Annotated in this window: 21 protein-coding genes; 4 read left to right on the plus strand and 17 right to left on the minus strand. The window is 61.7% G+C overall.

The genetic code is table 11. From position 1 onward, the window contains the following. Window positions 1-26 precede the first annotated feature (26 nt). Genes L6D81_RS13215 through L6D81_RS13235 form a run of 5 tightly spaced genes read right to left on the minus strand, consistent with a single transcriptional unit; the run spans window position 27 to window position 3,935 of the window. Window positions 27-662 carry an SCO family protein gene (locus L6D81_RS13215; RefSeq protein WP_236180040.1) on the minus strand — a complete coding sequence of 212 codons (636 nt, stop codon included), beginning with the start codon at window positions 660-662 and terminating at the stop codon, window positions 27-29. Then, window positions 659-1,558, minus strand: coding sequence for a heme o synthase (gene cyoE, locus L6D81_RS13220; protein ID WP_007953992.1), 900 nt, complete (start codon window positions 1,556-1,558; stop codon window positions 659-661). Before cyoE ends, L6D81_RS13215 begins: the two co-directional genes overlap by 4 nt. Then, window positions 1,546-2,625 (minus strand): COX15/CtaA family protein, encoded by a 1,080-nt coding sequence (locus L6D81_RS13225; protein WP_236180041.1) that lies wholly within the window; start codon window positions 2,623-2,625, stop codon window positions 1,546-1,548. The genes cyoE and L6D81_RS13225 overlap by 13 nt, the downstream gene beginning before the upstream one ends. A gap of 10 nt (window positions 2,626-2,635) precedes the next feature. Next, window positions 2,636-3,229 carry a hypothetical protein gene (locus tag L6D81_RS13230; protein ID WP_236180043.1) on the minus strand — a complete coding sequence of 198 codons (594 nt, stop codon included), beginning with the start codon at window positions 3,227-3,229 and terminating at the stop codon, window positions 2,636-2,638. Continuing rightward, window positions 3,195-3,935 (minus strand): SURF1 family protein, encoded by a 741-nt coding sequence (locus L6D81_RS13235; protein WP_236180045.1) that lies wholly within the window; start codon window positions 3,933-3,935, stop codon window positions 3,195-3,197. The genes L6D81_RS13230 and L6D81_RS13235 overlap by 35 nt, the downstream gene beginning before the upstream one ends. A gap of 72 nt (window positions 3,936-4,007) precedes the next feature. Here L6D81_RS13235 and L6D81_RS13240 point away from each other — a divergent pair, with 72 nt between their 5' ends. Next, entirely contained in the window at window positions 4,008-4,211 is a 204-nt protein-coding gene (locus L6D81_RS13240) for a twin transmembrane helix small protein (RefSeq protein ID WP_064592503.1), read from the plus strand. Window positions 4,212-4,219: 8 nt separating this feature from the next. Here L6D81_RS13240 and L6D81_RS13245 read toward each other — a convergent pair whose 3' ends face one another. From L6D81_RS13245 to coxB, 4 genes are all read right to left on the minus strand, one after another. Further along, on the minus strand, window positions 4,220-5,107 hold the full coding sequence (locus tag L6D81_RS13245; RefSeq protein ID WP_236180047.1) for a cytochrome c oxidase subunit 3: 888 nt from the start codon (window positions 5,105-5,107) through the stop codon (window positions 4,220-4,222). Window positions 5,108-5,132: 25 nt separating this feature from the next. Beyond that, window positions 5,133-5,684, minus strand: coding sequence for a cytochrome c oxidase assembly protein (locus tag L6D81_RS13250; protein WP_011331799.1), 552 nt, complete (start codon window positions 5,682-5,684; stop codon window positions 5,133-5,135). 27 nt (window positions 5,685-5,711) lie between these two features. Continuing rightward, the gene (gene ctaD, locus L6D81_RS13255) at window positions 5,712-7,298 is read right to left on the minus strand and encodes a cytochrome c oxidase subunit I (RefSeq protein WP_236180049.1); all 1,587 of its coding nucleotides are present in this window, start codon (window positions 7,296-7,298) and stop codon (window positions 5,712-5,714) included. Between the two features lie 82 nt (window positions 7,299-7,380). Then, on the minus strand, window positions 7,381-8,508 hold the full coding sequence (coxB, locus tag L6D81_RS13260; protein WP_236180051.1) for a cytochrome c oxidase subunit II: 1,128 nt from the start codon (window positions 8,506-8,508) through the stop codon (window positions 7,381-7,383). 369 nt (window positions 8,509-8,877) lie between these two features. On the opposite strand from coxB, the gene L6D81_RS13265 reads away from it, so the two are divergent. Then, entirely contained in the window at window positions 8,878-9,510 is a 633-nt protein-coding gene (locus L6D81_RS13265; RefSeq protein ID WP_236180053.1) for a hypothetical protein, read from the plus strand. Between the two features lie 51 nt (window positions 9,511-9,561). Here the strand turns inward: L6D81_RS13265 and L6D81_RS13270 are convergent, their stop codons facing one another. From L6D81_RS13270 to L6D81_RS13280, 3 genes are all read right to left on the minus strand, one after another. Further along, a complete protein-coding gene (locus tag L6D81_RS13270; protein WP_236180055.1) occupies window positions 9,562-11,088 on the minus strand; it encodes a SulP family inorganic anion transporter in 1,527 nt (508 codons plus the stop codon). Window positions 11,089-11,178: 90 nt separating this feature from the next. Further along, window positions 11,179-11,910, minus strand: a complete 732-nt coding sequence (locus L6D81_RS13275) for a carbonic anhydrase (RefSeq protein ID WP_127796512.1) — start codon at window positions 11,908-11,910, stop codon at window positions 11,179-11,181. Window positions 11,911-12,149: 239 nt separating this feature from the next. Continuing rightward, complete coding sequence (locus L6D81_RS13280; RefSeq protein WP_236180057.1) at window positions 12,150-13,208, minus strand: PA0069 family radical SAM protein; 1,059 nt, start codon at window positions 13,206-13,208, stop codon at window positions 12,150-12,152. A gap of 233 nt (window positions 13,209-13,441) precedes the next feature. Between L6D81_RS13280 and L6D81_RS13285 the strand changes: the two genes are divergently transcribed. Further along, a complete protein-coding gene (locus L6D81_RS13285) occupies window positions 13,442-13,744 on the plus strand; it encodes a hypothetical protein (protein ID WP_007953977.1) in 303 nt (100 codons plus the stop codon). Window positions 13,745-13,797: 53 nt separating this feature from the next. Here the strand turns inward: L6D81_RS13285 and L6D81_RS13290 are convergent, their stop codons facing one another. From L6D81_RS13290 to L6D81_RS13300, 3 genes are read right to left on the minus strand one after another with little or no spacing between them, the layout of a single operon-like run. Continuing rightward, window positions 13,798-15,099, minus strand: a complete 1,302-nt coding sequence (locus L6D81_RS13290; RefSeq protein WP_236180059.1) for a c-type cytochrome — start codon at window positions 15,097-15,099, stop codon at window positions 13,798-13,800. A 12-nt stretch (window positions 15,100-15,111) separates the two neighbouring features. Beyond that, entirely contained in the window at window positions 15,112-16,896 is a 1,785-nt protein-coding gene (locus L6D81_RS13295) for a GMC family oxidoreductase (RefSeq protein WP_236180061.1), read from the minus strand. 2 nt (window positions 16,897-16,898) lie between these two features. Then, window positions 16,899-17,645, minus strand: coding sequence for a gluconate 2-dehydrogenase subunit 3 family protein (locus tag L6D81_RS13300; protein WP_236180063.1), 747 nt, complete (start codon window positions 17,643-17,645; stop codon window positions 16,899-16,901). Window positions 17,646-17,941: 296 nt separating this feature from the next. Here L6D81_RS13300 and L6D81_RS13305 point away from each other — a divergent pair, with 296 nt between their 5' ends. Beyond that, window positions 17,942-18,586, plus strand: a complete 645-nt coding sequence (locus L6D81_RS13305; RefSeq protein ID WP_236180065.1) for a phosphatase domain-containing protein — start codon at window positions 17,942-17,944, stop codon at window positions 18,584-18,586. Between the two features lie 380 nt (window positions 18,587-18,966). On the opposite strand, the gene L6D81_RS13310 is transcribed toward L6D81_RS13305, so the two are convergent. Both L6D81_RS13310 and prlC read right to left on the minus strand, forming a co-directional pair. After that, window positions 18,967-19,257, minus strand: a complete 291-nt coding sequence (locus L6D81_RS13310) for a YheV family putative zinc ribbon protein (protein ID WP_007953955.1) — start codon at window positions 19,255-19,257, stop codon at window positions 18,967-18,969. Continuing rightward, on the minus strand, window positions 19,254-21,332 hold the full coding sequence (prlC, locus tag L6D81_RS13315) for an oligopeptidase A (RefSeq protein WP_236180067.1): 2,079 nt from the start codon (window positions 21,330-21,332) through the stop codon (window positions 19,254-19,256). The genes L6D81_RS13310 and prlC overlap by 4 nt, the downstream gene beginning before the upstream one ends. Window positions 21,333-21,376 lie beyond the last annotated feature (44 nt).

Here is a 21,376-nt window from a genome sequence, read left to right on the forward strand (position 1 = left end):
CGTCCCCTTTTTTGTGCGTTCAGTTTTTACTTGCGGCTCAACATCACCGGCAACTGCGCAACCAGCTTGGCGTTGTTCAGCGGCGCCCGAATAAACCCGCGCTGCGTCCCGTCCGGCCCGATCACCGCCAGGTTGCCGCTGTGATCCACCGTGTAGTTCGGCTTGCTGGTGTCGGCCGGGATGAACGGAATGCTCACCGCGTTCGCCACTTTTTGCAGTTCGTCGATCGACTTCGGCGTCAGGCCGATGAACTGCGGATCGAAGTAGCCCAGGTACTGCTTCAACTGCGCAGGGTTGTCGCGGTTCGGGTCGACGCTGACCAGCACGATCTGCAATTTATCCAGCGCGTCCTTCGGCAGTTCGCTCTTGATCTGGCGCAGCTGGGCGAGGGTGGTCGGGCAGATGTCCGGGCAGAAGGTGTAGCCGAAGAACAGCAGGCTCCACTTGCCCTTGAGCTCGTTGACCGTGACCGGTTGGCCGTCCTGATTGGTCATCGTCACGTCCGGCAGGTTGCGGCTCTGCGGCAGCAGGATGATGCCGGCGTCGATCAGCGCGGTCGGGTCGCCCTGGCCCTTGCCGCTCAGCACTTTATTGACGGTCAGGCCGAGGATCAGCGCGATCACGGCGACGAGGATGAAGACGGTTTTCTGGGTTCGAGTCATAGGTTCAACAGTAAGTAGTGGTCTACGAGCAGGGCGATGAACAGCAGAAACAAGTACCAGATAGAGTACTTGAAGGTGTTGATCGCCGCGTGCGGCCGAGTGCCACGGTACAGCACCACGGCCCATTGCAGAAACCGCGCGCCCAGACCGAGCGCACAGATCAGGTACAGCAAGCCGCTCATGTGGATCACGTACGGCAACAGGCTGACCGCCAGCAGGGCGAAGGTGTACAGCAGAATGTGCACCTTGGTGTAGTGCTCGCCATGGGTGACCGGCAGCATCGGAATGTCGGCCTTGGCGTATTCCTCCTTGCGATGGATCGCCAGCGCCCAGAAGTGCGGCGGGGTCCAGGCGAAGATGATCAGCACCAGCAGCAAGGGTTCGGCGCTGACATGGCCGGTGGCGGCAGTCCAGCCGAGCAGTGGTGGCGCGGCGCCGGCGAGGCCGCCGATGACGATGTTCTGCGGCGTCGCACGCTTGAGGAAACCGGTGTAGATCACCGCGTAGCCGAGCAGCGAGGCCAGGGTCAGCCACGCGGTCAGCGGGTTGGTGAAGGTCAGCAGCAAAGCCTGGCCGAGCAGTGCCAGCACCAGCGCAAAGGTCAGTGCTCCTGTGGGCGAAACCCGGCCCTCGGCCAGCGGCCGTTTATGGGTGCGCGCCATGACCGCATCGATGCGCCGGTCCACCACATGATTGACCGCCGCCGCGCCGCCGGCACACAGCGCGATCCCCAGATTGCCGAACACCAGCACCGTCCACGGCACCCCGGCACGGGTCGCGAGGAACATGCCCACCAGCGAGGTGATCAGCATCAGCACCACGACTTTCGGTTTGGTCAGTTCCAGGTAATCACGCCACAGCGCCTGCGCCGGACGTTCGCCGATCAGAATCGCCATGGCGTCTCTCCTTTAATAGTGATGGGCGCCGCCGAGTGCTTACGCGGGCTGAGGCGCCAGCGCGCGATCATCGGCTGCCTGACCCGAACCAGGCTGGTCCGCGCGTGATAATTGACCAGCACCATGGTGAGCAGCAGCGCCGCACCGCCGGCGTTATGCGCCACGGCCACCGGCAGCGGCAGATGGAACAGCACGTTGCTGATGCCGAGGGTGATCTGCGCGGCGAGGGCGATCAGCACCAGCCCGGCCAGTCGGGTCATGCCCACCCCTTTCAGTTGCCAGGCCAGGCCGAGCAGGACGACCGTCACCAGCAACGCGCCAATGCGGTGGGTCAGGTGAATCGCGGTGCGGGCATCGCTGTCGAGTTGCCCGCCGAGGTAATTCGGGCCGATGTGTTGGGTCAGGTGAAAGCCGTTGGCGAAATCCGCCGGCGGCAGCCATTGGCCGTGACAGGTCGGGAAGTCGATACAGGCCACGGCCGCATAGTTGGAACTGACCCAGCCGCCGAGAGCAATCTGGCCGATCACCAACAGCAATCCGGCAGTCGCCCAATATTGCAGACGCTTGGGCACGGTCAGCGCCGGCAGCACGCCGGACAGCCTCAAGGTCAGCAGAAACAGCAGGCTCAAGGTCGCGAAACCGCCGAGCAAATGCCCGGTCACCACTTGCGGCCAGAGCTTGAGCGTCACCGTCCACATGCCGAACGCCGCCTGGGCGAACACCACCGCCAGCAGGAACAGCGGCAGCTTCAGCGGTTGCCCTGGATGACGACGGTTGACCCAGGCGCGACCGGCCAGCACCGAGATCAGCAGGCCGAGGGTGCCGGCGAAGTAGCGGTGGATCATCTCGTTCCAGCCCTTGTGCGCTTCCACTGGCGAGTCCGGGTAATGCAGTTCGGCATGGGCCAGTTGGGCTTCGCTTTTCGGCACGCTGATGAACCCGTAGCAGCCCGGCCAGTCCGGGCAGCCGAGGCCGGCGTGGGTCAGGCGGGTGTAGGCGCCGAGCAGCACCACGATCAGTGCCAGCAGGGTGGCAAACAGCGCGAGGCGAAATCCAGGTTTGGCCATGACGATGCCCTTATCCGATGTTCGACAGTTTCAGCAGGTGGCGCAGGTCGTTGAGCAGATCCTTGCCCTTGACGCTCGGCTCGTAGCGCAGCACGAGGTTGCCGTGGGGATCGATGATCCACAGTTGCGGCGTGGCCTTGTCGCCCGTGGCTTTGCTGAAGGTGGCTGCGTCCAGCGGATAACGTTGCAGCTGCGGGTATTCGCGGGTCAGCTTGGCTTCGTACTCGGTGCCCAGTGGTTGCGCAGCGGCCAGGGCGTGACTGGCGCGCCCGGCTTCGCGGCCGAGGCCGATCTGGATCTGCCGCGCCAGGTACACCAGTTGCTGGCAGTCCACCGCGCAATCCTTCGGCGCGGTGACCAGCATCTGCCAGCGCGTTTCGTCAGCCTGGATGCCGAGGTCGGCGCGGGTCTGGCCGTTGCCGATCAGTTCGCCGTGATAGCTGCGACCTTCCGGCACCCAGAACTGCAACTTGTACATGCCGGTGGCGAGGATCATCGGCCCGACCACGCCGAGCACGATCAGCAGCAGCTGGATGCGTCCGCGACGGCGACTGGCCGGGACTTTCGTTTCAGACATGCTGGGTGGATTCATGGCCGCTCCCATGGTGTTTCTCCTTTGCGTTGTGCCAGCCGAGATAGAGGTAGAGACCGAGCAGGGCGGTGGCCATGGCGAACCACTGCACGGCGTAACCGAGGTGTTTTTCCGGGCCCATCGCGACCACCGGCCAGTCGGCCTGATAGATGGCGGGGCCGGGTTCGGCACGTAATTCGTAGGCGAAGCCGTCGCGTTCGAGGGTTTTCCACAGTTTTGCGGGATCGACGGCGGTGATGGTTTGCGGCCAGGTCTGGCTGTCCGGGTCGGCGTGCAGCTGGAAAGTGGCGCCGGGGGCGACGTACACCCAGGCATCGAGATTCACGTCATCCGTCGGCGTGTTGAATTGCGGGGGCGTGCGCCGGTCCGGCCACGGCAGCCAGCCGCGATTGATCAGCAGCCACTGGCCGCTGCGTTGATCCTGAAACGGTTGCAGCAATTCGACGCCGACCTTGCCGTTGCGCTGACGGTTGTCCAGCAACAGGCTGTGGGCGGCATCGAACCGGCCGTGCAGATGCACCCGGCGGAAGGCCGGTTCGGCGCTGTGCAGCAACTCGGTGCTGGCCATCGGTTCGGCGGCGCGGCGCTCGGCGTAGCTGGCGAGCAGGGCAGTTTTCTCCGCGCCCCGGCCCAGTTGCCAGAAGCCCAGCGACATCAGCAACGGCAGCAGCAGGCCGACCACCAGGGTCGGCACCACGCCCGGCCGGAAGCGCTTCATGGCCGTGCCAGAAAATCAGTGAGCGTGATCGCTATACTCAACTGCATCGCTTGTTCCCCCGGAGTTCTTTCCATGCTCAAAGCAGCCATCGTCCTGATGCTGATTGCCACGGTGGTCAGCCTGTTCAGCGGCCTGTTTTTCCTGGTCAAGGACGACAGCAGCTCGAATCGGCTGGTAATCGCCTTGAGTGTTCGGGTGACGTTGGCCGCCGTCACCGTCGGCCTGATCGCCTGGGGTTTCTACAGCGGCCAACTGGTGTCGCACGCGCCTTGGTGAGCGGATCCTCAGAGCACATACACGAAGATGAACAAGCCGATCCACACCACATCGACGAAGTGCCAGTACCAGCTCGCCGCTTCAAAGCCGAACTGATGTTCGTTGTCGAAGTGGCCCTTCATGATGCGCATCAGCATCACGAACAGAATGATCGTGCCGATGGTTACGTGGGCGCCGTGGAAACCGGTGAGCATGAAGAACGTCGCGCCGTAGATGCCCGAGCCGAGGGTCAATCCCAGTTCCTGATAGGCGTGGATGTACTCTTCGGCCTGGAAGCCGAGGAACGCGCAGCCCAGCAGCACGGTGATCGCCAGCCACAGTTTCAGCGCGCCGCGATGACCTTTCTTCAGCGCGTGGTGGGCGATGGTGATGGTCACGCTGGAACTCACCAGCAGGATGGTGTTGATCAGCGGCAGGCCCCAAGGGCTGATGACTTCCTTGGGCGGCGGGAACAGTTTCGGATCCGGCGTGTGCAGCAGCGGCCAGGTGAACTGGAAATTCGGCCAGAGCATGTGCGCGATGCCTTTGGTGCCTTCACCGCCCAGCGCCGGGCCGGAAATGTGCCGCACATAGAACAGCGCGCCGAAGAAGGCGATAAAAAACATCACCTCGGAGAAGATGAACCAGCTCATGCCCCAGCGGAACGAGCGGTCCAGCTGCGCGCTGTACAACCCCGCGCGGCTTTCCTTGATCACCGTGCCGAACCAGCCGAAGAGCATGTACGCCAGCAACAGTCCGCCGACGAAAAAGATCAGCGGGCCGTGGGACTCCGGACGCGCCGCCTTCAGATCGTTGAACCAGGTCGCCAGGCCGTACACGGTGACCAACATCCCCACCGTGGCGACGATCGGCCACTTGCTCTGGGCCGGGACGTAATAGTGCTCATGAGTTGCCATTTATTGTTCTCCTTATCGGGCACGCTTAACCGCCAGTGTTTGCAGCCACCGGAGGATGTCGGGCGGTGATATCGAACAGCGTGTAGGACAGCGTCAGGTGCTTCACGTCCTTGGGCATGTCGCGGTCAACGATGAAACGCACCGGCATCTCGATCTGCTGACCGGGCTGCAGCACCTGCTGGGTAAAACAAAAGCATTCGGTCTTGTGGAAGTACGCGGCCGCATTGCTCGGCGCGATGCTCGGCACCGCTTGCGCGCTCATCGGCTTGTCGGTGGGGTTGCGGGCGATGAAGATCATCTCGTTCACTGCGCCGGGGTTGGCCGTCAGTTCGTCATGCTTGGGGTAGAAATCCCACGGCATGTCGGCGGTGTTGGTCGACAGAAACTGCACCCGCACCTGCCGCGAGGCATCGACGGTCTGCTCGCCCTCGTACTGCCCGGCGGTCTTGCCGTTGATGCCGAACGCCTTGCACATCACGTCGTAGATCGGCACCAGGGCAAAACCGAAGACGAACATCGCCACCACCACGCCGAGCAGTCGGGTGACCAGCTTCTTCATCGAGATCGAGTCAGCCATGGCGGCGGCCCTCAACGGCTACAGGGTTCATTTCACTTCCGGCGGCGTGGTGAAGGTGTGATACGGCGCCGGTGACGGCACGCTCCATTCCAGACCTTCGGCGCCATCCCACGGTTTGGCCGGAGCCGGTTCACCGCCACGGATGGTCTTGATCACGATGAACAGGAAGAAGATCTGCGTGGCACCGAACATGAACGCGCCGATCGACGACACCATGTTGAAGTCGGCGAACTGCAGGTTGTAGTCCGGAATCCGCCGGGGCATGCCCGCCAGGCCCACGAAGTGCATCGGGAAGAAGGTCAGGTTCATGCCGACGAAGGACAGCCAGAAGTGCAATTTGCCCAGGGTTTCGTCGTACATATGACCGGTCCATTTCGGCAGCCAGTAATAGGCCGACGCGAAGATCCCGAAGATCGCCCCCGGCACCAATACGTAGTGGAAGTGCGCGACCACGAAGTAGGTGTCCTGGTACTGGAAGTCCGCCGGGGCGATGGCCAGCATCAGCCCGGAGAAACCGCCGATGGAGAACAGGATCACGAACGCCACGGCAAACAGCATCGGTGTCTCGAAGGTCATCGAGCCTTGCCACATGGTGCTGGCCCAGTTGAACACCTTCACCCCGGTCGGCACCGCGATCAGCATCGTCGCGTACATGAAGAACAGCTCGCCCACCAGCGGGATGCCCACCACGAACATGTGGTGCGCCCAGACGATGAACGACAGGAACGCGATGCTCGCCGTGGCGTAGACCATCGAGGTGTAGCCGAACAGCGGCTTGCGCGAGAAGGTCGGGATGATCTGGCTGACGGCACCGAAGGCCGGCAGGATCATGATGTACACCTCGGGGTGGCCGAAGAACCAGAACACATGCTGGAACAGCACCGGATCACCGCCGCCGGCGGCGCTGAAGAAGCTGGTGCCGAAGTGGATGTCCATCAGCATCATCGTCACGCACCCGGCCAGCACCGGCATCACCGCGATCAGCAGGAATGCGGTGATCAGCCAGGTCCAGACGAACAGCGGCATTTTCATCAGGGTCATGCCGGGCGCGCGCAGATTGAGGATGGTGGCGATCACGTTGATCGCGCCCATGATCGAACTGATCCCCATCAGGTGGATGGCGAAAATGAAGAACGTCACGCTTTCCGGCGCATAGGTGGTGGACAGCGGTGCGTAGAACGTCCAGCCGAAGTTCGGCCCGCCACCGGCGGTGAACAGGGTCGAGACCAGCAGCAGGAACGCCGCCGGCAGCAGCCAGAAGCTGAAGTTGTTCATCCGCGGCAGGGCCATGTCCGGCGCGCCGACCATCAACGGGATCATCCAGTTGGCGAGGCCGACGAACGCCGGCATCACCGCACCGAACACCATCACCAGGCCGTGCATGGTGGTCATCTGGTTGAAGAATTCCGGCTGGACGATCTGCAGGCCGGGCTGGAACAGCTCGGCGCGGATCACCATGGCAAACGAGCCGCCGAGCAGGAACATGCAGAACGCAAACCACAGGTACAGCGTGCCGATGTCCTTGTGGTTGGTGGTCAGCACCCAGCGCATCAGGCCTTTGGCGGGGCCGTGGGCGTGGTCGGCATGACCGTGGTCATCGATGACAGCGCTCATGGCCGGTCTCCTTCAAGTGAGTGGACTGGGCAGGCCGGTGCGCAGGGCTCCGACCGGTTCACGTAGTACGCAATAGACCGGCTCATTTGCTTTCCGCCTGTTTCAGCTCCAGCACTTCTTTTGGCGTGACCATGTCGCCCTTGTTGTTGCCCCAGGCGTTACGTTCGTAGGTCACGACCGCTGCGATATCGACTTCCGACAGTTGCTTGCCGAACGCCGCCATGGCGGTGCCGGGCTTGCCGTGGAAGACAATGCTCAGGTGCGCGTCTTTCGGGCCGGTGGCGATTTTCGAGCCCTTGAGGGCCGGGAACATTGGCGGCAGGCCCTGACCTTCGGCCTGGTGACAGGCGACGCAGGTGGTGTGGTAAACCTTGTCGCCACGCTCCTTGAGCTCGTCCAGCGTCCATTCCTTGCTGGTCAGCTCTTTGAGCTGCAACGCTTCGGCCTTGCGCTCGGCGAGCCATTTTTCGTAGTCGGCCTTCTCTTTGACCTCGACCACGATCGGCATGAAGCCGTGATCCTTGCCGCACAGTTCGGCGCACTGGCCGCGGTAGAGGCCGGGTTTGTCGATACGGGTCCAGGCTTCGTTGACGAACCCGGGGATCGCATCGCGCTTGACCGCGAAGGCCGGCACCCACCAGGAGTGGATCACGTCGGCGGAGGTCACGAGGAAGCGCACCTTGGCGCCGGTCGGCAGCACCAGCGGCTTGTCGACCTCGAGCAGGTAGTGCTCGCCCTTGGCTTCCTTGTTGTGGATCTGCTCGGCGGGGGTGGCCAGGTTGCTGAAGAACTCGACGTCCTGGCCCAGGTATTTGTAGTGCCACTTCCACTGATAGCCGGTGATCTGGATATCGATATCCGGCTCACTGGTGTCGTACATCTTGATCAGGGTCGCGGTCGCCGGAACGGCCATCGCCACCAGGATCAGCAGCGGGACGACGGTCCAGAGAATTTCGACGGTGGTGCTTTCGTGGAATTTTGCGGCGACCTGCCCGGTGGAACGGCGGTGCACCATCATCGACCAGAACATGGCGCCGAAGACGATGATCCCGATCACCACACAGATCCAGAAAATGGTCATGTGCAGGTCGAATACTGCGTGACTGATTTCAGTCGCTCCAGGCGCCATATTCACAGTCCAGGCCGCGTTGGCCGGGCTGAAAATCGACCACAACAGGAGGCCCATCCAGACGTGTGGATGTCGCATCATTGCGGGTTCCCCTTATCGTTCTTGTTATCCCGCCGGCTTTCACCAGAGGCAAGGGAGCGGCTGCATCAGACTACGAACTTGAATCGCCGGGCCTTGCTGCGTGGGCAGTCGGGCGTCATCAGCTAACTCCATTCAATGGCGAGTATAGACAGCGGCTGGAAAATGCAATGTGCGCACGTAAATCGAATGAAACAGCTGGCACTTGCGTTCCAGGGCACGAATGGAGAAGGATGCAGACGAGTGGTGGCAAACCGATATAACGCCGGTGCATCAAGGATGAAATAATTATGACAAATGCGTCTTAGCATTTTTCGTAAGCCAGCTAAGTTATGTCTTCCCTATTTCATTGCCTTGTTTCCTGGAGTTTTCATGAACACCGCCGCATTGCGCGAGCAGATCCACATAGCCCGACAACACGAGATTGAAACCGGAAAGCTGACCCGTCAGCTGGAAGCCCAACTGCAACACCTGCACCCGGCGATCCAGTTGCCGGAAACCGACGCCAACGGCGTGCTGACGCGTTTTGTCGCCGCCTACATCGACGAAGTGCCAGACCTGCTGGATGCAGCCAATGAAGTCGCCAGGGAAGCGGGAATCGAATCGCAGATCAAACCGGTGCTGAGAATCGCCGAGCAGTACTTCATCCAGCCGCCCGTGGGCCTGGACAGTCTGCTGGACGAAGCCTATCTGGCGCACCGTTTTGTCGAAGAGGTCAACGACCTGTACATCAAGCATTTCGGCCAGCCACTGATCCCCTTGGACATGACGGTCGCCAATCTGATTGCTCACCAGTTGATCGGTGAGGAATTTGCCAACCAACTCGACGAAGTGGTGCATCACGCGGTGGACAGCATGCTCGACGATGACAGCTTTGCGCTGGAGTCGGTGGAAGCCTACCGCGAGAAACTCAGCAGCCCGGACACCGGTGCGGCGTGGAAACGCTGGCCGTGCATGAGTCGCCGTCTGGGCGTGGGCCTGGAGCTGGATCAGCCTGCGGCTTGATCTGTGCGCAAACGATTGGGGGAACAGATTGCTCTGTTCCCCCAAATGTTCTCAGCCTGCCGCGCCGATTCCGGTGGTGGTGCGGATCCGCCCCTCAAGCCGTCGCTTCAACCCGCGCGACTCGATCAACAGTTTCGCGCCCTTGGCCGCATTCGCCCGGCCCCACTCTTCGAGCAGTTCCAGACACGAATGGTCGATGTAGCTCAGATGGTTGAGTGGCACGTGCACTGTCGTGCCCGGCGGAATGCTGCCCAGCACCTGAGTCAGTGCCGGCACTTTGAGGAACGTCGCCGCGCCCACCAGACGCAACTCCATTTCCCCGTCCTGCGGCAGATCGATCAGGCTGATTTTCAGGCGCGAGGCCTTGAACGCCAGTTTCAGCAGGGTCAGCCCGAAACCGATCAGCACGCCGGTCAGGAGGTCGGTGAAGATGATCGCCAGCGCTGTGGCGGCGTAGGTGAACATCGGCATCCGGCCGTAACGCCCCAAACCACGGAACGCCTTGAGATCCACCAGTTTGAAACCGGTGTAGACCAGAACGCCGGCCAGACTCGCCACCGGAATGCTCTGCAACACGCTCGACAGCAACAACACGAACGCCAGCAGCCACAGGCCATGGAAAATCGTCGAGTAACGCGTGGTGGCGCCGGCCTGGACGTTGGCCGAACTGCGCACGATCACCCCGGTCATCGGCAGTGCGCCGACCAGACCACAGAGCATGTTGCCGACGCCCTGCGCCGACAGCTCACGGTCGAAATCCGAACGCGGGCCGCTGTGCATGCGATCCACCGCAGCGGCGGACAGCAGGGTTTCGGCACTGGCGATGAAGGCCACGGCGAACGCGGCAATCAGCAGCGTCGGGTCGGCCAGGCTGAGCAGATCCGCCGGTTTCAGCCAGTCGATGGCTTCGGCCAGATTCGCCGGCACTTCAACCCGCTTCACTGGCAGCGCCAGCAAAAGGCTGGCACCGGTTGCCAGCCCGACACCGAGCAGCGCGCCGGGAATGAAGCGCAGCGAATGCGGGCGGAATTTCTCCCACAGCCACATCACCGCGATGGTCGACAGCCCGAGCAGCCCGGCCTGCCAGCCAAACGACGGCAAGGCCTGCGCCACCGCGCCGGGGAATGCCGTGAGGTTGTCGAGACCTGAAGGTTTCGGTGACGCATCGAGCATCACATGCACCTGTGAGAGCACGATCAACACACCAATACCGGCAAGCATGCCGTACACCACCGCTGGCGCCGTGACCCGGAACCAGCAACCGAGCTTCAGGCGTCCCGCTACCAGTTGCAGAAATCCGGCGAGCAGCAGGATCGGCCCGAGCATCTCGATGCCGTGCTGGCGCACCAGCTCGAACACCAGCACCGCCAGACCCGCCGCCGGCCCGCTGACCTGCAACGGCGAACCCGCCAGCCAGCCCACCACCAGACCGCCGATGATCCCGGTGATCAGGCCTTTGGCCGGCGGTAGCCCTGACGCAATCGCAATGCCCATGCACAGCGGCAGAGCGACCAGAAACACAACCACTGAAGCCAGCAGCTCCCGTGGCAACACAGCTTTCAATTGAGCCGCACGCATGGCGATTCTCCCGAAGTTTTCTTCAGGCGTGGCAAGGCCTGGCCGCTGATACAGCGGCCGGCGTCAAACCACACGGATTTTTAGGAGGATTCAGAAGCGCGCTTTGGGCGTCGCCACCGGGATCGGATGGCTGCCGTCGAGCGGCAGGAAGCAACCCTGATCCGCGTCGTAAGCTTTGATTTCGCTGGTTTCGATGTTGTAGACCCAGCCATGGATGAACAGATGACCGTTCGCCATGCGCGAGGCTACCGAAGGATGGGTACGCAAGTGCTGCAGTTGGGCGATGACGTTTTCCTCGGTGAGGATCGGCATGCTTTCTTTTTCGTCGGTGCAGTTGCAGTTGTCGTGCACCATGGTTTTTGCGACTTCGGCGTGGCGCAGCCAGGCTTTGACCGTCGGCATCTTTTCCAGGCTGTCCGGATTGAGTACCGCACGCATGGCGCCGCAGTCGGAGTGGCCGCAAATGATGATGTGCTGCACGCCGAGGGCCAGTACCGCGTATTCGATGGCGGTGGAAACGCCGCCGTTCATCTGGCCGTAGGGTGGCACGACGTTGCCGACGTTACGGGTCACGAACAGATCGCCGGGCGAGCTCTGGGTGATCAGTTCGGGCACGATGCGCGAATCGGCGCAGGTGATGAACATCGCCCGTGGCGACTGGGCCGTGGCGAGTTTTTTGAAGAGTTCTTCCTGCTGCGGAAAGACCTCATGATGAAAATGCAAAAAGCCGTCAACGATATGCTTCAACGCTGCATCGGCGGATTCCGCCACAGGGGCGGCTTGCGCCGACGCAGCCAACGGCTGTTTATCCTTGTCACTCATGATTCATCCTCATTGGCGGATTCGGGGAGTCGTTCCCGTGTATTCCGGTGTGAAGCCAGTGGCTGTTTAGAACATCCGAGTCATCCCGACCCGTCAGTCACTCGATGAACAAGGTAACCGCCGAAACTTAACTCAAACTGAATCAAGCGCTCTAGAACGTGTGTTCCAGGTCACAAAAAACGTGACCGGCGTAAACCGGACCTGGCATTCCTCCCTCTCAATCAGAGGGCCAATAGTTTCTAAATCAGCGCCATCTGGCGACCCGGCGGACAGAAGGCCGTGCAATCGAGGTTGAAGCCTTCGCGGTGATTGAGCCCCAGGCGTTTCAGCGCTTTGGCGAAGCGCTGGGCAAGCAGGTCGGCAAACGGCCCTTCACCGCGCATTCGCGCGCCAAAACGGCTGTCGTACAGCTCGCCGCCACGGCTCTGGCGGATCAGGCTCAAGACATGGGCGGCGCGTTGCGGGTAGTGCGCCTCAAGCCATTCCTCGAACAGCGGCGCCACCTCCAGGGGCAGGCGCAGCATCATGTAGGCCGCGCTCTGGGCACCGGCCGCGTGGGCTTCGGTCAGCAGGCTTTCGATCTCGCTGTCATTGATCATCGGAATCATCGGCGAACACAGCACCCCCACCGGAATCCCCGCCTCGCGCATCACCCGGATCGCCCGCAACCGCGCCTTGGGCGCAGCGGCGCGGGGTTCGAGGATGCGTTTGAGCTCGTCGTCCAGGGTGGTCAGGCTGATCATCACCGCCACCAGCCGCTGTTGGGCCAGTTCGGTGAGCAGGTCGAGGTCGCGCAGGATCAGCGAGCCCTTGGTGACGATGGTCACCGGATGCCGGTAGCGCAGCAGTACCTCGAGGGTCTGGCGGGTGATCCGGTGTTCACGTTCGATCGGCTGGTAGGGATCGGTGTTGGAGCCAAGGTTGATCGGCGCGCATTGATAGCCTTTTTTCCCCAGCTGCTCTTCCAGCACCTGGGCGGCGTTGGTCTTGGCGATCAGCTTCGTTTCGAAATCCAGCCCCGGCGACATGTCCCAATAGGCGTGGCTGGGCCGTGCATAGCAATAGATGCAGCCATGCTCGCAGCCGCGATAGGGATTGATCGAGCGGTCGAAGGGCAGGTCCGGCGAAGTGTTGCGGGTAATGATGGTCTTCGCGGTTTCGAAACTGACTTCGGTGCCCTGGGTCAGTGGCACTTCCTGATACCAGCCGTCGTCCTCGGCCGCCGAGCGACTCGGTGCGAAGCGGTTGTGCGGGTTGGTGGCGGTGCCGCGACCGCGCGGGGGCAAGGGGCTGGTCATCACGGGTGTCCTTGGTCTGTACATGCATACAGTATCTGCAAGGTGGCGGATGATCCACTACCGTTCAGCCGTCCATCAATAAATCCCGCGGTTAGTTATAAGTTTGTTTAGCGGTAAAGTTGCAGTTGTGCAAATTGAAGAAACATAAGTTGGCTGTTCGTTTACTGTTCAAGTTCGTAGTATCCACTCCGCTTCACAACACTTGACTGTATAAATGGCAAAAGGATTTGATGATGTCTTTTTTTAATTCGCGCGGTATTTTTCTGCAACTGATGCAGCCCGGCCCATCGGAGCCCAATACGTTGGTTTCCATGCAACTGGCGCGTAAGGAACTGGGCTGGGATGCCGAGGCCGGCGTGCAGACCGAAATGCTGGTTGACCCGATTTTTGTCACCGCGACCTCCCGGGATGGCGGCCATACCTTCAGCATCGGCCGTCTGGAGCACGATGTGGATCGTGACGGTGAAATCGGCGAGCAGGATCGAGCCAAGCTGGTTGCCCTGGCCAAGGCCTATGCCAGTATTACCAATCCGTAACAGCGATTGAATGAATAACCCCTGCATGATTAATCATGCAGGGGTTATTGCGCTTAGTTGTGGCTGGTTACTTGCCCAAGGTCACCGGCCGAAGTTGTAGTCGTATCGTCGGTGCGTAACTTGGCAACCTCTTTCGCGGTGACAGGGGATGCCTTGTTACCCCAACTTCCACGAATAAAGCTCACGACATCCGCCACTTCCTGATCCGACAGACGCCAGGCGAAACCGGGCATGGTGAAGGTGGACGGCGCCGTGTGCGTCGCAGGCAGGGTGCCGCCCTTGAGCACGATGTGGATCAGCGAGGTCGGGTCTTCCGATTGCAGCACCGGATTGCCCGCCAACGCCGGGAACACACGGGTGTAGCCTTGGCCGTCGGTGCGGTGGCAGGCGGCGCAGTTATCGATGTACACCGAGGCGCCACGTTGACTGTCATCGCCGTTCCACAAAGCCTTGGCGGTTTTCGCGTCGTACTGATGCGGCTGATCGGCCGGATCATTGGCCGGCAGCGATTTCAGGTAACGGGCAATCGCGGTCAGGTCAGCGTCGGTCATGTACTGCATGCTGTGGGTGACCACATCGCTCATGCCGCCGAACACCGCGCTGCGGTCGCTGCGACCGGTCTTGAGGAACTGCACCAGTTGCTCTTCGCTCCAGCTGCCGAGACCGTCCTTGTGGTCGCCGCGCAGACTTTTGGCGATCCAGCCTTCCAGCGGCGCACTGCCTGACAGAAAACTGCTGCCTTCGGCTGCGCTCAGGGATTTTTCCTGCATGGTCAGGGCCCGTGGCGTATGGCAGGCGCCGCAATGTCCGAGGCCTTCTACCAGATACGCCCCACGGCTGACGACGGCATCGTCCGACGCGGGTTTGTAGTCCTCGACCTTCGGCGCGAACAGCCAGCGCCAGCCTGTCAGCGGCCAGCGCATGCTCAATGGCCACGGGATGTCACTGGCCTTGTTCTCCTGCGCCACCGGTTCCACGCCGTGCATGAAGTAGGCATAGAGCGCCTGCATGTCGGTTTCGCTGACGCGGGCGTAGGACGGGTACGGCATCGCCGGGTACAAGGTACTGCCATTTTTGGCCACGCCATGACGCACGGCCTGGTCGAAGTCCTCGAAGCTGTAGTCACCGACCCCGGTTTTGTCCGGGGTGATGTTGGTCGAGTAGATCGTGCCGATCGGGGTTTGCATCGGCAGGCCGCCGGCGAACGGCTTGCCGTCCTTGGCGGTGTGGCAGGCCACGCAGTCACCGGCACGGGCGAGGTATTCGCCTTGCTTGATCAAGGATTGATCAACTTCGGCGCCATGAACGGCAACGCTGCCGAGCAGCGCCAGGGTCGCGATAACGAGAGTCTTCATGGTCATCGCTCCTTAAGCCTGAACCAGCGGGCCGGGGTTTTTCAGGTATTGCTCGCGGATCGCTTTCGCCGACCAGTAAGTCAGCGCAGCGACCAGGCCGGTCGGGTTGTAACCCAGGCCTTGCGGGAATGCCGAGGCGCCCGGAACGAACACGTTGTGCACATCCCAGCTCTGCAGATAGCGGTTCAGCGCGCTGGTCTTCGGATCGGTGCCCATGATCGCGCCACCGTTGAGGTGGGTGGTCTGGTACGACGCGGTGTTGAAGTGGTCGCCGACTTTCTTGCCGATCACGGCGATGGCTTTCGGGCCCATGGCCTCGGCGATCTTGCCCATTTTCTCGACCATGAAGCGGTTCATCTTGATGTCGTTTTCCTGCCAGTCGAACGTCATCCGCAGCAGCGGCATGCCGTAGGCATCGCGGTACACCGGATCCAGATCGAGGTAGTTGCCACGGTAGGACTGATGCGCGCCGTGGGCGTCCATCGACACCTGATGGGTGTAGTAATCGGCGGTCGCGCGTTTCCACGCACTGCCCCAGGCCGGCGTGCCCGGCGGGTTGGAGGTGCCGGCGATCGGTCGGCTGCCGGCCTGGTTGACCCACATCGGCGAGCCACCGACGAAGCCATGCGGTCCGTGATCGAAGTTGTCGGCGTTGAAATCATCCACCGCCACACCGTTGCCGCCGGCACCGATGAAGTTGTTGGTGTGGGTGTCCTTGTCGAAGAACGCCTTGATGGTGGCCATGTTCTGGTAGGCGAAGTTGCGCCCGACCACGCCTTCACCGCTGACCGGGTCGTAGGGTTTGCCGATGCCGGAGAGCAGCATCAGGCGCACGTTGTGCAACTGGAACGCGCCGAGAATGACCAGATCCGCCGGCTGCTCGATCTCGCGACCCTGGCCGTCGATGTAGGTGACGCCGGTGGCTTTGGTTTTCGTGCTGTCGAGATTGACCCGCAGTACGTGGGCGTTGGGCCGCAGTTCGAAATTCGGCAGCGGTTTCAGGGCCGGCAGAATGTTCACGTTCGGCGACGCCTTGGAGTACATGTAGCAAACGTAACCGCTGCAGAACCCGCAGAAGTTGCACGGGCCCATTTGTGCGCCGTAGGGGTTGGTGTACGGCCCCGAAGTATTCGCGGAAGGCAGGTTGTAGGGTTTGTAACCGACCTCCGTGGCTGCTTTGCCGAACAGCTGTGCGGAAACCGTATTTTTCTGTGCTTCCAGCGGAAACGGGTTCGAACGATCGGGTGCGTACGGGTTGCCGCCCTTGCCCTGGCCGACCAGTTGGCCTTTCACGGTCCACGCCTGGCCGGAGGTGCCGAAGACTTTTTCGGCGAAGTCGAAGAACGGTTCCAGCTCTTCATAGCTGACGCCGAAGTCCTGGATAGTCATGTCCTTGGGGATGAAGCTTTTGCCGTAGCGCTCTTCATAGTGGCTGCGCATGCGCAGTTCGATCGGGTCGACCCGAAAGTGAACGCCCGACCAGTGCAGCCCGGCGCCGCCCACGCCATTGCCCGGCAGGAACGCGCCCAATTGGCGATTTGGCAGGGCGATATCGTTGACGCTGTGGCGGATGGTGACGGTTTCCCTGGAAACGTCCTGGAAGAGTTTTTTGCGCACGCTGTAGGTGAGTTCGTCGATCACCTGGGGATAGTTGCCGTCGGGGTAGGTGTCCTGCATCGGCCCGCGCTCCAGCGCCAGCACGTTCAGTCCGGCTTCGGTCAGTTCCTTGGCCATGATCGCGCCTGTCCAGCCGAAACCGACGATCACTGCGTCGACCTTCTTCATTACCGTTGCCATGCTCACGCCCTCTCGCCGCGAATCGAAACTGCCGGGAAGGGGTACTGCTCGTTGCGTTCCACCCAATCCATGAAATCGGCGCGGGCGCCGGGGAAGCCGATCATGGTCCAGCCGACCATGCCTTTATTGCCGCCGTGGATCGGATCGCAGAAGAACCCTTCCTTGGTGTTTTGCAGCAAAAGACTGAAGAAAATCTTCGCCGGAACGCTGTCGAATTGCGGTTTCCCGGCTTCCAGCTGTTTGAGCAGATCGTCTCGGGTAGCGCTGTCTTGCTCGGCAAATGTTTTACCGTTGAGGGATTTTGCCCACTGATCCGTGGCGGCGATGCCGAGGCGATAGATCTCTTTGGGCACCAGTTTGCTCTGCCAGCCCATCTCCGGCGCGGCATCGGCATTGAACGGGCCCTGCATGTACCAAAGGGCGCCGGCGGCGTACGGGGTGTTCATCTGACGGTCGATGTATTCCGGCACGCCAGCTTCGAGTGCACCTGGGCCTTGCGCATCGTTGGGGATCAACTGCGCGACGGCGGCATTGATGAACGCCCACTCTTCGGCAGTGAAGTAGCTTGGCTGATAAGGGCTGGCTGCAACGCCGGCCTGTTTCGCCGGGGCTGTGGCAGGCGTGCTTTCGGGCGCGGCTTGCAGCACCGTGCTGCCGAGTCCGCTGCCGGCGAGGGTGACGACCGGTATCAGGGTCAGGGATTTGCGCAAAAACTCACGCCGCGGGTTGTCTCGATCTTCATCAGACATGGGGGTGCACCTCATCAGGCATTGATGGTTGTCAGCCGTTTCTGCGAACGGCTCAAGAATTTTCTGGCTGCGACGTGGCCGGAACGACCGGAAGCAAGGGGACGCGCCTGCAACATGATGTGACAAATGGTAGCAGGCTAAGCAACGAGATGAACCGATTCAGCCAAAAAAGACTGCTTATCGAACAAGGGAGCCGGGGTATTCACGATTCTTTTACGAGCGCCTCACAGGGATTTGACTGCGTGACCCGCAAGCTGCGGCCCTCACTGACGAAACTCACACGGTTGCCGTAAAGCATGTTCCTGACGCGTTTTTCTTCCGCATTCTGTTTGTCGCTGCTGGCCCTGATCTGCTGGATTCCAGCTCAGGCTGCGCAAACACCGCCTTCCCGTCCCGTCGAGTGGGCGCAACCGGTAGAGGTGCAATACAACCTGTTCCAGATGTCGCCCACGCTGTACCGCAGTGCACTTCCCGATGACGATGCGGTACCGCTGCTGAACAACCTGAAGGTGGCCACGGTCATCAACTTCCTGCCGGAAGCGGATTCCAGCTGGCTGAAAGCGCCCGGTATCCATCAGGTGCAATTGCCCTATCGCACCAATCACGTGGACGACAGTGATGTACTCAAGACCCTGCGTGCAATCCAGGCTGCCGAAGCCGACGGCCCGGTGTTGATGCACTGCAAGCACGGCTCCGATCGCACCGGCCTGATGGCGGCGATGTACCGGATCGTGGTGCAGGGCTGGAGCAAGGAAGACGCACTGAACGAAATGACCCAGGGCGGTTTTGGTGAGAGTGGGCACTTCCGGGACAGCGTGCGTTACGTGATGCAGGCTGATGTGGACAAGTTGCGCACCGCGCTGGCCAATGGCGATTGCAGTACCAGCGCGTTTGCTACGTGCTCGATGAAGAGCTGGTTTCAGACGGTCAATCTGAAGTGATCCGCCCGGCCTCCCCATCAACGAGAGCGGTAATCGGGCGGCCGACGAATGCTTCCACCGCGTCCAGCAGCGCACGCCCCGCCCCGGGTGCAAAGAACGTGGTGCGAAACTCGCGGCCGGTTTGCGCGTTGAACACCCAGTCGCGATTAAAGCGTTCGAACGGTTGTCGGCATGATGGCGTTGACGGCCGGCAGCAGGTGCTCGGCGCGAATCGCTGGCCAGGGTGGCAGCGTCCAGTGTTGCAGGAGGGGATTGGTGTCGGGCATGGCAACTGCCTTCGAGGCGTGGCGCAAAGGGCCAGCCTACGAAGCAAGTGCGGGGGACAGGTGTTAAGCCAATACCACCTTCCACCGACGAATCGGGGAAGGTGTCGTGGTGGCTCAGTGCTGCTCGTCGGGCTTTTTCTTCAGCTTCGGATTCGGAAAGAACTGCACCGCCTGAACCGTCTTGTCCGGTGCCGGCTTGAGCGCGCTGGTGTTGACCCGCGTGCCCAGCTCTTTCGGCACCGACAGCCCTTGGGCATTGAGCGTGTCGCTGTAGCCGCACGCCACGCATTCGCGGTGCGGGACATCGTCCTCGCTCCACATCATCAGTTTGTCCGGCTCGCTGCACGCCGGGCAGACTGCCCCGGCGATAAAGCGTTTCTTGGTCTTCACGGGTGCCTCACTCATGCTGCCGCGTCCTCACTCAGGCCGCTGTGGCGCAAGAGTGCGTCAATCGACGGCTCACGGCCACGGAAGTCGACGAACAGCACCATCGGCTCCTGCGAGCCGCCGCGGGCCAGGATTGCCTCGCGGAAGGCGCGACCCGTGTCGGCATTCAGCACGCCGTCTTCTTCGAACTTCGAGAAGGCATCCGCCGACAGTACTTCCGCCCACTTGTAGCTGTAGTAACCCGCCGCGTAACCGCCGGCGAAGATGTGCGCGAAGCTGTTCGGGAAGCGGTTATAGGCCGGTGGACGCATCACCGAGACTTCGTTGCGCACGCCTTCGAGCACTTGCGCAACGCTGCGGCCGTCGCCGTGGGTAGCGTGCAGTTCGAAGTCGAACAGCGAGAACTCCAGCTGACGCACCATCATCAGGCCGGACTGGAAGTTCTTGGCTGCGAGCATTTTCTCCAGCAGATCCTGCGGCAGCGGCTCGCCGGTTTCGTAGTGGCCGGAGATCAGCGCCAGGCCTTCCGGTTCCCAGCACCAGTTTTCCATGAACTGGCTTGGCAACTCGACCGCGTCCCACGCCACGCCGTTGATGCCGGACACGCCGGCATGCTCGACGCGGGTCAGCAGGTGATGCAGGCCATGGCCGAATTCGTGGAACAGGGTGGTCACTTCATCGTGGGTCAGCAGCGCAGGTTTGCCGCTGTCGGCCGGGGTGAAGTTGCACACCAGGTTGGCCACCGGGCTTTGCAGCACGCCATCGACGGTGCGGCGACGGTCGCGGGCGCCGTCCATCCAGGCACCGCCACGCTTGTTGGCGCGGGCGTAGAGGTCAAAGAAGAAGCGGCCGACGTGCTGACCGTTTTCCTTGATTTCGAACAGGCGCACGTCCGGATGCCAGGTGTCGAAGCCTTTCAGTTCGGCGATTTCGATGCCGTACAGGCGCTGGACGATAGCGAACAGCCCGCCCAGCACTTTGTCGATCGGGAAGTAGGCGCGCAGGGTTTCCTGGGCGACGCTGTAGCGTTGTTCACGGAGTTTTTCACCGTAGAAACCGCTGTCCCAGCTTTGCAGATCGGCGCAGCCCTGCTCGGCGGCGTATGCCTTGAGCTGCTGCAGATCCTGGGCGGCGAACGGTTTGCTGCGTTTGGCCAGGTCACGCAGGAAGCTCAGTACCTGATCGCTGGATTCAGCCATTTTGGTGGCCAGGCTCAGTTCGGAGAAGCTGGAGAAACCGAGCAGTTTGGCCAGTTCCTGACGCAGGTCGAGGATTTCGTCCATGACCGGGCCGTTGTCGTTCTGGCCGGCATTCGGGCCTTGATCCGACGCTCGGGTGCAGTAGGCGGCGTAGACTTCTTCACGCAGCGCGCGGTCCTGGGCGTAGGTCATCACCGCGTAGTAGCTCGGGAACTCCAGGGTGATCAGCCAGCCATCGAGGCCTTTGGCCTGTGCGGCGGCGGCCATTTGCGCCTTGGCCGAATCGGTCAGGCCGGCGAGGGCGGCTTCGTCGGTCAGGTGCTTGGTCCAGGCCTGAGTGGCGTCGAGCAACTGGTTGGAAAAGCGGCTGCCCAGCTCGGACAGCTTGCTCTGCACTTCGGCGTAACGCTTTTGTTCGGCTTCCGGCAGATCAATACCCGAAAGGCGGAAATCGCGCAGGGCGTGTTCCAGAATGGTTTTTTGCGCCACGTCGAAACCGGTGGCTTCGGGGCTGTTGGCCAGGGCTTCATAGGCCTGGAACAGTTCGCGGTTCTGGCCCATCTCGGTGGAGTAGGCGCTCAATGCCGGCAGGCACGACTCGTAGGCTTCACGCAGTTCGGCGCTGTTGCACACGGCATTGAGGTGGCTGACCGGGCTCCAGGCGGCGCCCAGGCGATCATTGAGTTCGTCCATCGCCAGCACCAGCCCGGCCCAGGTCGGGTTCTGGCCCTGGGTCTTGAGGATTTCGGCAATGGCGGCGCGGTTGTCGGCCAGGATGGTTTCGATGGCCGGCTGCACGTGTTCGGCACGGATCGCGGAGAACGGCGGCAGGTCGTAGGACTGCAGAAGAGGGTTGTTCACGCTCACGGTTGGCACCTTGGCTGGAAGAAACATGCGCCCATCTTAATTACAATCGACACCCACCGCAGCTATCGGCG

Origin of the sequence: Pseudomonas sputi (assembly GCF_021603585.1) — a bacterium.
Lineage (GTDB): Bacteria > Pseudomonadota > Gammaproteobacteria > Pseudomonadales > Pseudomonadaceae > Aquipseudomonas > Aquipseudomonas sputi.